Origin of the sequence: Halorubrum yunnanense (genome assembly GCF_026586675.1) — an archaeon.
Taxonomy (GTDB): domain Archaea; phylum Halobacteriota; class Halobacteria; order Halobacteriales; family Haloferacaceae; genus Halorubrum; species Halorubrum yunnanense.
The window spans coordinates 1-10865 of the sequence record NZ_JAODIX010000084.1 but is presented as its reverse complement, the minus strand read 5'-3'; the positions used below and the strand labels follow the sequence as shown (position 1 = coordinate 10865).

Genomic DNA, 10865 nt, shown 5'->3' with positions numbered 1-10865 from the left:
GTACTCGACTACGAAGCGCTCGCTCGGCGACGCCGTGCGAGCGCTGGGCTGGTATCGGCAGTTCCGTGAAATCGTCTTGATGTTCGCCATCACCAACATAGAGCCACTGTGTGAGCCGCTATAACCGTGACTCAGCATCTATTCAACACAGCACAAAGATCACGAGTTCAGCTACAAACGCGCACACCAGATTGGTCTGTTCACCAAAGCAACGGTCGCGTTAAGTTTGGCGTGAATTGTGGTAGACGGCGAAGGCTTCGAGCCAGTTTTGAGCTGTCTCTAACGCGACATTGCTGAAACTATTCGCAAACGATGATGTCCGGCGTTCTATTTCCCAAAAGACACGTTCGATAGCATTCCGATTTCCATGTCGAATGGTTTGAAATCGATAGCCATCTTTAGCGAGAACTGATCCGAGATAGTCTGCGTCATCAACGAGAAATTCCACGTTATCGAGCTGATAGCGCCGGTGTAACTCGGTGAGAAACCATCGCGTCGTCTGTTTATTTGCCGTCGGATAGAGGCTTACGTGGAGGATCTCGTTCGTCTGTGGATCAACCGCGCCGTACAGCCAGAACTTCTGGCCGTGGAGTCGGATCATCTTTTCGTCAACCGCGAGTTGATCCCCGGAGACGGTCGAGATCGGCTGTAGATCAGCTTTATGAACCCAGTTATGGATAGCGACGTGACTCCGATCGATCCCAAACAGTTCAAGATGCTTACTTACCTCACGCAGTGACATACCGGCCAAATGACAGCGGATCCCTACTTCAATCGCCCGCGCGGCGTTCGATCTCGCTCCACAAACGACAAGTCGATCCACGCGATACGTTCGCTGAGGCGGTCGAATTCTGCCATAGACACTCAGAACTCGTCCGCCTCATCCTCTAACTTAACGCGATGGAATCCCCTTCCCGGATGCTCTTCAGTGAAGATCCACGTGTTTTCCAACGTATGTCTTTGCGGGCATTGCTTGCTCCCCACCTTTGCGGTAGAGATAGACACCGTGTCCGTGGGGAACTACGGGGTTCAGTTTTGGTATAGCGATATACAATATACCTATGTCGAAATTCTCCCTATAGTGCCGAATACCCTACCTCTGGAGGCTGTAACGTCTTTTTCTGGATTCAAGAGTTTTACTTTGGATTAGTCGAGTAGTCACAAGTAGATTTTTGTGGGTCCCCGCTGTCGGTGAAGCTGAATCGATGGCACCGCCAGCTGACGGCCCTCAACCCGGGGAAACGACCGGCGATACACCACTCGACGAGCCACTACCGAATTTTCTCGACGCCAAGGCGAAGACGATCGAAGAGAAAGACCCAGACGGCAACGCGACGCAGCGATCGGGCAACTACGTTCAAGCGCTCGAACGCGTCGTCCCGGACTGGATCGAGTGGATGGATCGTCGGGGCGTGGCCACTCTCGAAAAACTCGATAGCCGACATCTCGCACGCTATGCTGGCCATCTTGCTCGCCGCGTGAACGCTCGGCGGGCGAATGGTGACACCGAGGGGATCACAGCCGCTACGGCGTGGAATTACTACTCCCTCGTCTCCGCGTACCTCCATTATTGCCAGCAGTGGGAGTACATCGCGGAGAATCCGGCAGACACCGACCGAGCGAAAGACGAAATGCCTGACCGCCCCACGACGGATTCCGGACAACAACAGTTCTGGTCGCAACAGCAGCGTGAGACAATCGTCTCACACCTCGATGAGCGAGCGCACGATGCCATTGATGCCGATCCCCAGAGTCGAGAGGCACTCACCGCTGCCCGTGACCGGGCCCTCGTCTACGTGATCGGTTTCTCAGGTGCTCGCGGTGCCGAGGTTCTGGCTGCCAGTCGGGATGACCGGCGGACGGGAATTACGTGGGCGGACGTCGATACCGACCAGGAGATCCTGACAGTGCTTGGCAAAAGCCAGAAAATCGAGAAGGCACCGCTAACGGACCGTCCCGTCGGGGCTCTCACCCGCTGGCAGTCACTCTTAGACCCGCCCGACGATGTCTGGCCCGTCTTTCCTTCGTTCCATCTCGCATCATTGCGAGACGCCGCACGGAATCAGCTTCGGGACTGTGGAGTCGATCATGAGACGATAAATGAGATCACCAGTCTCGGCACAGCTGAGCTCGTTGATTCCTTCCGGGAACGGGGACTTACGCCACCGGCGCTAACCACTGAAGGCGGCCGGTACACGCTCAAGAAGCTCTCTCAAGAAGCTGCTGTGGATTGTTCAAACGATTCGAAGGGCTATCTCACCCTCCATGGCGCTCGCCGAGGTGTTGGGGAAGCATACTACGACGAAGCGGGGTTCAGTGACGCACAACGAGTCCTTCGACACGAGGATCCGTCGACGACGTCGAAGATGTACGCTCACAAGGAGGCGAGTGAGCTGTCCGACGTGGGCAGCGATATCTTCTCACCAGAAGAGTAGCCGCTGTCGACCTGTCGTCACGTGATTTGCGAGTTTTGAATAAACCGTCTACTGCGATATTATTCGAGAGCGTACCCCCACTCTTCGAGGACGTCGACGACATCGTCTGTGTATTGGAGTCCGACCAGTAACGCTGCTTCCCGGAGATCGGCTTTTCGGACGCTTTCCCCGAGTCGGGCTTCGATGAGTGACTTCTGTTTCCGCTCGACGGTCATCGTCTCTTCTTGGAGGTGAATCTGGACTGTCTGATCGCGCCCGTCAGTGATACTATTCCGCCGGAGAATCCAGGGAATATCACCCCCTGAAGTGTTGTTCACACCTGTTTCGACGGTATCCTCCGCCCCCGTTTCTATCCCCACTTCGGCAGCTTGCCTCTCTTGATCACTGCTGTCCTCTTTGGCGGAGGCATCTCCTTCGAACTCTGGTTCGCTGTCATTGTCTTCCTCTTCCTCGTCGTCCCAGTCGTTGACAGTCCCTTCTTTGAACCCCCCCATTAGAGGGTCACCTCCTCAGGATCGTCTAATGCGCCCGGTTCAGGCGGTGATGGGGCAGTAATGCCGCCTTGGGTTTCGAGGAATCGAGCAATTCGATCGAACTTCGCCAGTGTCTCAACCTCGTAATCACGGCGTCGACTACGGTGAGATCGCACGAACTCGAACGCACTACACTGGTGTCGCCAACAGCCCTCCATCATCGACGTCCGGTCGCCGATTACCTCAGGCACCTTGAAGGGGACCTCCTCAACGATCTCATTCTGATCTTTTGTCCCCTTGAACTCGATCGGGACCGCCCCAAGGACGCCGACATCGATATTCAATTCGTTCGCGAAGTTCGTCGCAAGTTCCTCTAAGCCCTCAACAGACGCTTCGCCCTTTGCGGATGGTTCAAACGGAATGAGGAGGTTTCTCGTCGCGTAAATCGCATTATAGAGATGGTCAGACTCCGTTGCCGGCGGATCACAGATGAGGACGTCATACCGGTCCGGCACATCGTTTTCTACGAGGACACGGCGGAGTTGCGCGTAGATGTTGTAGGCGTCCCCAAAGTCCTCTGCGCGGCTTTTTTCGCGTGCGAGATGGTCTGAGAGGTCCGAGAGCGTGTTGTGTTCCGGAATGATATCGATGCCCTCTGCTGTTCGAATGAGATCATCGAACTCGCCACCTGGATTATCCACGAGATGGCGCACAAGGCTGTCCGCGGACGAATCGCTCTGATCGTCGTCGACGTCGAACAACCGGCTTAGATTCCCGTCCTGTGGATCCAGTGGGATCACAAGGACATCAAGCCCTGCTCGCGCGTGAGCGCAAGCAATGTTCGCTGTCAACGACGTCTTGCCGACGCCGCCGGCCTCGCTGTAAACCGTGTACGAGAGCATACAGAGATATTAGATAGAGATCTTATAAAGTTATGTAAGACACTTATCTAACTTAGTGAGGTAACTAAGATATCTAAGACAGACATCTATCTTAGATGTCTAAGATACTTGTCTAAGACACTTACCTAAGATTGGTATCTAAGGTACCTGTCTAAGATATAGATCTAAGATTTATCGAGATGTACCGCCTTAGTGGGTCATAATACTGTCACACGGAAATGGTGAAATTTCGAGGTGAGACTCGGCGGTCCTCAAATCTGACCTCGAATGTGTGACTCCACGCGACCGGAGAGAGTTGGATCGTCGTCGACCAATAACACCGACCTGTCGTTGTAACCCGTGTAGCCCCGTTGGGTGGGCTGTAACCCTAGTAATCTCGCGGTATGGGTGTAACCTCATGGTCGCAATCCATAGCATCTGTGTGGCCCAACACTCGAATCCCTCTCCCGGTGAAATGCCCCCCTGGTGGGGCGATGGCAGTTTCAGTTAGTTGTTTAGTTGTATGTGCGTGTCTCGTCTGTATCGCGACAGTGGTCCGAATTTGCTATCGGACGAGGTCGCCAATTCTGTCCGTGCCATTTACCGAACACTCCCGGTCTCGACGGGACACAATTAACACAATTGCCAGCAATGCTGTTCGGTAGCAGTGACCAATAACGACGACTCAGGGTTGACAGCAGATCTCCAGACCCTCGACCGCGAGTGGCGGTCGATCATCTCCAGCCCTGCCGAGCCACGCTCAACGATGAACGTCATCGAGTATGGGCTTGGAGAGCAGCGCCGTGCCGAAGTATACGTGAATCGGCTCATGCGGTATCTCCTCGATCCAGCGGAACCGCATGGGATGGGTACTGACTTCTTGTATGCGTTTCTCCAAGGACTGCCAGCCACAACTGAGTTCGATGAGGATACCCTCGAGCTCTCAGACGTACGAGTCAAAGAGCAGGTCCCAATCGATGACCGCGAGGATCCGGACGCGTCCACCGGGTATGCTGATCTCGTGCTCGATATCCCTAACGAGTGGTTCCTCCTGGTCGAGTTAAAATTCTCGGCCAAAGAAACAGGAACGGAATTCTACAGCCGAGCGACGCACGTTGATGGCGTTGCTGTCAGGGATTACGGGTCGGGCCAGTACTACCTCTTTCTCCATCAGCACGATGGCCCCCAGGCCAGCAGCGACACGTTCGCAAACCAAAGTTGGCGGACATTCGTGAGTGAGGTACTGGATGACTTCCTCACTGAGAACGCGCTCCGCTATCCGCAGCGAACGACAACGCAACTTCACGACCTCAGAGACGACCTCCAGTCCATCACGAATATGACGACCCACTCAGCCGCAGACCAAGAGAAGATCGCACTGTACCTTGAGCACATTGACGCAATCGAAGATGTCCAGGCCGCCTTCGACGACGCTTGGGAATCATACGCGACAGGCTGGGGCCGAGATGTGGCCCAGCAGTTGACCGACACCGAACCCGAGGTCAACCGATTAGACGGAGAGTACTTTCCGGAGGTTAGCGTCTCAAGACCCGATCGCGATGACGAACGCTGGATACTCCGGGCCAACGGCGGCGACTGGCAACACGTGTTCAAGTACGGATGGTACAGACACGAGACGTCACTGGAGAAGCTGGCAGATCGTGCGGAGGACAGCAATGACCTCCGCATTGGATTCTACCATCGCATGGGACGGAACCGGGACCTCGCAACGCGAGATCACAAGTTGAAATTCAGCTTCCGGAATATGGGCTCAAATCCGGCCGTGTTTCGTGATATCTATGCGGAGGAGTTCTATGACCGCCGGAATGAATTTGAAGAGTTGCTTGCGGACACTGCGGGCCTCGTGACCGGGAACAAACTGACACTGATTGAAGCGACGTACGATATCCCGGCCGACAGTCACGAGGACTATTTTGATGCCTATACCGCTGCCCTCCACGAGGCCTTTGTTGACCTCGTCTGTACCGAGCGAGATTTGATCCAACTGATGGGTGCGACCTTCGAGAGGGCCGTTGCGAAGTACCAGTGACTACGATTTGAGTTCGAGGGTCCAACGTCTCCCTCAAACCAGTCTCGTCGCTAACCAGCTCCTATCTGGCAGTTGTAGATGCTCCCAACATGGCTCTGCCGAAATCCCTAGGGACTGGTCGGAACTGGTTGCTGGATCCAGAGCGCAAATCTCGCAGTATGTTATCTCCCAGCCCCCGTAGTAGAATCACGTAGAACAGGAGAGCTGGTTTCACTGGAATCACAGTAAGAAATACTCGCGGTGGAGGGTAGTCAGTCGTCTAGCAACTGGCGCTACGAGCGATCATCTTGGCTCACAGTAAGAGATGGAACTTCATCTGTCCACCCTGGTTCGGCGTAGGCGTCGTCCGTCGGTGCTGTTTCAAAAAGCTGAACAACTGCATCTAGAGACCTGAGCCGTTGACGTATCTCTTTAGCTTGGGCTGGATCGACATAGAAGTCGGTGGCTGCCTGCTGAACCAGCCCCCATTTGACGAGTTGTGCCACCGCGTTCGACACCTTCGTCTCAGAAATATCGGTGTGAACTGCGATCTCGCCAGGCGAAAACCTCCTACCGCAGCGTGCGACGAGAAAACTTAGCGTCGTATACTCGCTGGAACCGGGAGTGACTGGAAACGAACCTTCCGACATTGCTGTCTGACTCTTAATTGTGTGTCTATATGAATCTCAGTCTCTTGGATCTCTATTGAACTACTTTCACGCCACTACAACCCAACTCAACTGCCTTACTGAACACTCTGGCTTGGCCTCATTGACACTCTCTATCGACGTCCAGCGCAACGCTAATGACCTCCGACAGGGGGTTCGTGGCGTCTTGCTTGACCGTCTCCATCACGATCAACCCGTGAGTGGTCAATACGGGTCCGCTCAACGGGCTGTCCGCCGAAATCGAACACTCAAAGATGACGAAACGGTCCTTGAGCCACTGGAAGCAGAAGGGATCGACCCCGAGCGCGTGATGACCGTCGACACGAGCAAACTTGATGACGCGTTGGAGGTAACGTCACTCTCTGAATCCGATGTCTACGAGATTGAAGAGAGCGAGTATGTACGGAAGGCAGACGTCGACGAAGAGATGAAAGAAACTCGTCTCCAAGGACTCAAAGACCAGTTGGCTGGAGCCGACGAAGACACAACCGAGCTCCAAGCTGAAATCGAAGAACTGGAGCAGCGTATTACCGAGCTCACCAGTTTTGACTCCGGGACATCAGTCCATACTCGTTCAACTGGTGGGTAGCCGGTACCCACATCCGTACCCGTTGGGAGACGACAGACCGCCCACGGGAATTGGCTAGATACTGTATCCGGACCTTCCTCGAGGCTGGTCTTTATCGGTGCGATGGACGAAGCTACCGTATGAGCGACTCGGCGTCTCCAAGCGCCTCTATCTCGCTATCTGGGCCGACTGACGTTCCAGCAGTCCTGAATCGGGCTGGAATCGATTACGTCAGTGTTCACGATCAGCGACTACTGGCTATCTATCGCACCGGCATCTTCAATGTGGTAACTGAGCCGGAATCGGTGTCGAATGCGCGCACACTCGAGATCGAATGCTGGGAAGCACCACTGCCGTCTCGTGGTGATGAGCGATCTCCACAGGAGCTTCTTGACGACTTTGCCGCCGTGTTTGAGCGTGGCGATAAGCCCTGAACCGCCTCTCGGGTCTTCCGCTCGCAACGACGGTGATCAGTTGAGAGCAACAGAAACGCTAGAAACAAGTTCTCTAGCACGAGTCAAGGGATACGCAATCTATGGATATTTCAGAGACGCTCCAGACGTTGTATACTGCGACTGTTGAGCAAGAGGACGGCAGCTACCAGATTACCGTACCGGAACGCGAGATAGCCACTGGGACAATTGCTGAAGATGAGACATACCGTGTTGCGCTCATTTCGACGGCAGCGTCGGATGTGGACGATACAGAGACGACTGACTCCATCCAACCTGCTGACCACGAAGATCAGCAGCAGGACTTCGAGGGCCCACCTGTCGAGGAAGGTGAGCAGCGGGAGGTAGAGATCGAGAACCTCGGTGACCAAGGTGACGGGATCGCGAAAGTCGAGCGTGGCTACGTCGTGATCGTTCCCGAAACGAGCGTTGGAGACCGCGTCACCGTCGAGATGAGACAGGTGCGCGAAAACGTTGCGTTCGCGGATGTCGTCGATCGCAACCCTCGCCAAGAGGCCTAGGACTCGCTGACTCGCACTGGCAAGTGCGGTATCGAGCACTTCTCACATCCAAGTGGGAATCAGTTAGTGAGGGGTGGAAGGAGCGTGTGACACTATCCTTCCAAATGAACGTTAACAGGGCTTGAACGTAAGCTTTTGGCGGCTTTCTGGGTCGAATACACCGGGTTCTGGTGGATACAGACTACCAGTTGGAATTCTGAGTAGGTAACACATGTTGATCCGATTACGGTCACGGTAGGCGACCTCGATGACGGGTTCTACGTGGCGGATGATGGGCCCGGAATCCCCGAGGATGACCGCGATGCAGTCTTTGACAAGGGCTATTCGACGAGTTCTGAGGGCACAGGATTCGGGCTCGCGATTGTGAGAGAGATCGCGGTTGCCCACGGCTGGGATATTCGCGTCACGTCGAGCGACGCAAACGGTGCGCGGTTCGAGATCACAAACGTGGATCTAGGTGGCAGTGAATCGGTGACTAAATAACATGGATACCCACTCAGTAGGCTACTAAATCTTAGATGAATGTGAGAGGTGAAGTTTACTTCTATTTCAGCCCCTACGCCAACCAGTAGTTTGCTTAGCGGTCAATACGCAGCTCTCATCGACCGGCTGTTTCAGAAAAGAATATGTCTGAATAATAGTATTTCAACAGAGCCGGCTATCCCTCAATATTCAGGGACACGACATAATGACTCTCGGTGGCACTGACACCATTATTTAGCCGAAGAGAAAGTCCCCGTCCGTGTCATAATGACCGTTGGAGTTAGTGGTACAGCGCGATAGAGCCCTACTTGACAGAACCAAGTGAATCCAACATCATCGACGAAATGTGAGTCGTCCAATAATGAGTATCCACGTAGTTATTTAAATAATTATCTCACGAGTTATCTAACCACGAACGACACAAAGAAAGTGAAATCAAGAATAGTCGGTGCTTAGTTGACACTCTTCGAGAGCTCGGCTCCTGCTTTGAATTTCACATCGTCAGACGCGTTTGTCTCGCTGAAGTGGACGAGTCGTCCTTGGTGCGTAAGCACTACCGGCACATCATCGGTTGTCAGGGCTTCCGTCTCGGTGCGCCCCGGGCGCTTTCGCAGCATGAGGTCGTCTCCTTCTGCTTCTGAAAGGACCCCTTGGGCAACTGCATCCGAAATCGACCCATCAAACAGTCTTGCTCCTTGTCGCTCTCGGTCGTCAGACAGGCTTCGAGCAACCACGTCTCCGTACCCATCTTCATCCAAGTCACCAGCGCCAACACCGAGGACTTCCGTCGGTCCTCCCACATCCACGAGCGTGGCAGAGTTCTCGTAGAGACTGCTATCGTCGATAACCCACCCACCTGTGTAGAGATACTGGTCAGCGTTCTTACAACGGCGAACGTACAACAGCGCGGGGAATGGCGTCGGGCAGTCCGGCGGGGAGACCATAATCGGACACACGAGTGTCGGCGTGGCCGAGTTCGCCCCATTTTCTGAACCCCAACTCTCGAAGTCAGCGGGGGAGACTGATGACCCATCTGCACTGACTGCGAGGGCAGGCGTCGTCTCCGTGGCCTGTGGTGGGTCGTTCACCACGTGAACCCTGATTCGGCCGTCAACGGCGGTGACTTCGAGATGGATACCTGTGTCCACGGGTCCCGAAAGGGCTGACAGGCACACGTCCGAGTTGGAGAGAGAGATGTCGTCACCCATGATTGCCCTGTTAAGGACGTTTTCACCACCAATCGGGTCTCCCTCGTAAATCGGGCTGGTGTTTCCTCCACCGTTTTCCGCGCGGGCTCGGAGCTCTCCCCACGCGTATATCTTACCTTCAGTATCGGCTCTGCCGGTCACGTACTCGATGATGCGGCGCGGAGTGAGTTCGTTAACGAGCGCGAGGTCCCGGCCCGGGACGCGAGCGTCGGGGACCGTAATGGTAAACAGCTCGCTGAGTATGGGTTCATCAGCGAGGTAGTCGAACACGGCTCCTACGTTGTCTCCTGGCATCACCATATCTCTGTCTTCCCCGAGGATGATTTCGCCGGTCACGCCCGAGGTGTTTGCGTCGTTCAACGAAGAGTCGAGCAGTTCGATGTCACCTTCGACGATTCCTCGTATCTTTTGAACGTCTTCGGCAGCGGCTTCCCACTCGCCGTTCTCAACGTGCTCTGCCGCTTGCTGAGCCAGCGACGCTCTGTCATCCGAGTGGTTTCGCACGGTCACGCACACGTCGTCGGAGCAGCGTTCGAGCGTGGCCTGTATGTCTTCGATGGTGTCGCCCATGTCTGCGAGGCCGCGAGGCCCTTTGCGTGCAGAGCGCTTGCTGATGGAGTCGGCTGCTGCTTTCGTCTGGGAGAGCAGTTGGTTCTCTAACTCCAGTGCTTTAGAACGGAGTTCGACTGTATCGTCGATTCCGTCGCCGTCTGAATCCGCATCTCCCGGGCCACGGATTTTCGACTTGTTGCTTCGACTGTTGTTGTAGTTGGCCGCAGCGAGGGCTTGCGCAGTCACCCACGCTTCGAGTTCGACCTCTCCGGAGAGAAGTCCGGAATCACCGGACACTGTCGGAGTAAGTTTGTACACGGTCGGGTCGCCCGTCGGCGAGGGGCCGGTGTACTCACCAATACCTGCGAAGGGGGCGGCTGGGGATGCTCCTGTATTTGTCGTCGCACTTGCGACTCTACCGAGACAGCCACTGAGCGCACCAACGGCCAAGAGACCACTCGCAGTAAGCATCTGTCGACGGCTAGTTCCCATTGCCGACATATCCCCCTCAGAACTGTATCTTTTTGAAGGGCTGTGTTGAATCGCTGTAAGGCGTAGAGATTCACTGTTTGACGAAGCGTTTGATGTTATAGAC

Annotated in this window: 8 protein-coding genes and 4 pseudogenes; 7 read left to right on the top strand and 5 right to left on the bottom strand. The window is 54.8% G+C overall.

The genetic code is table 11. The features are described from left to right. Positions 1-124, top strand: a pseudogene (locus N5096_RS15490) (IS5/IS1182 family transposase); the annotation flags it as partial. 96 nt (positions 125-220) lie between these two features. Here the strand turns inward: N5096_RS15490 and N5096_RS15485 are convergent. Beyond that, positions 221-858: pseudogene (locus N5096_RS15485) on the bottom strand (IS6 family transposase). A gap of 347 nt (positions 859-1205) precedes the next feature. On the opposite strand from N5096_RS15485, the gene N5096_RS15480 reads away from it, so the two are divergent. Next, positions 1206-2435, top strand: a complete 1230-nt coding sequence (locus N5096_RS15480; RefSeq protein WP_267665697.1) for a tyrosine-type recombinase/integrase — start codon at positions 1206-1208, stop codon at positions 2433-2435. A 59-nt stretch (positions 2436-2494) separates the two neighbouring features. On the opposite strand, the gene N5096_RS15475 is transcribed toward N5096_RS15480, so the two are convergent. Then, on the bottom strand, positions 2495-2929 hold the full coding sequence (locus tag N5096_RS15475; RefSeq protein ID WP_267665696.1) for a DUF7970 domain-containing protein: 435 nt from the start codon (positions 2927-2929) through the stop codon (positions 2495-2497). Next, entirely contained in the window at positions 2929-3810 is an 882-nt protein-coding gene (locus N5096_RS15470) for a ParA family protein (RefSeq protein ID WP_267665695.1), read from the bottom strand. The genes N5096_RS15475 and N5096_RS15470 overlap by 1 nt, the downstream gene beginning before the upstream one ends. 646 nt (positions 3811-4456) lie before the next feature. Here N5096_RS15470 and N5096_RS15465 point away from each other — a divergent pair. Then, positions 4457-5839, top strand: a complete 1383-nt coding sequence (locus N5096_RS15465) for a PDDEXK-like family protein (RefSeq protein ID WP_267665694.1) — start codon at positions 4457-4459, stop codon at positions 5837-5839. Between the two features lie 272 nt (positions 5840-6111). On the opposite strand, the gene N5096_RS15460 is transcribed toward N5096_RS15465, so the two are convergent. Then, complete coding sequence (locus N5096_RS15460) at positions 6112-6468, bottom strand: MarR family transcriptional regulator (protein ID WP_267665693.1); 357 nt, start codon at positions 6466-6468, stop codon at positions 6112-6114. Between the two features lie 124 nt (positions 6469-6592). Here N5096_RS15460 and N5096_RS15455 point away from each other — a divergent pair. The 4 genes and pseudogenes from N5096_RS15455 to N5096_RS15440 all read left to right on the top strand — a co-directional run. Then, positions 6593-7075 (top strand): annotated as a pseudogene (locus tag N5096_RS15455) (DUF7983 family protein); the annotation flags it as partial. A gap of 119 nt (positions 7076-7194) precedes the next feature. After that, entirely contained in the window at positions 7195-7488 is a 294-nt protein-coding gene (locus N5096_RS15450; protein WP_267665692.1) for a hypothetical protein, read from the top strand. Positions 7489-7589: 101 nt separating this feature from the next. Next, positions 7590-8027 (top strand): TRAM domain-containing protein, encoded by a 438-nt coding sequence (locus tag N5096_RS15445; RefSeq protein WP_267665691.1) that lies wholly within the window; start codon positions 7590-7592, stop codon positions 8025-8027. A 222-nt stretch (positions 8028-8249) separates the two neighbouring features. Further along, positions 8250-8510: pseudogene (locus tag N5096_RS15440) on the top strand (sensor histidine kinase); the annotation flags it as partial. A gap of 452 nt (positions 8511-8962) precedes the next feature. Here the strand turns inward: N5096_RS15440 and N5096_RS15435 are convergent. Next, positions 8963-10865: hypothetical protein (locus N5096_RS15435; protein ID WP_267665690.1), on the bottom strand; the 1903-nt coding region annotated here is incomplete at its 5' end.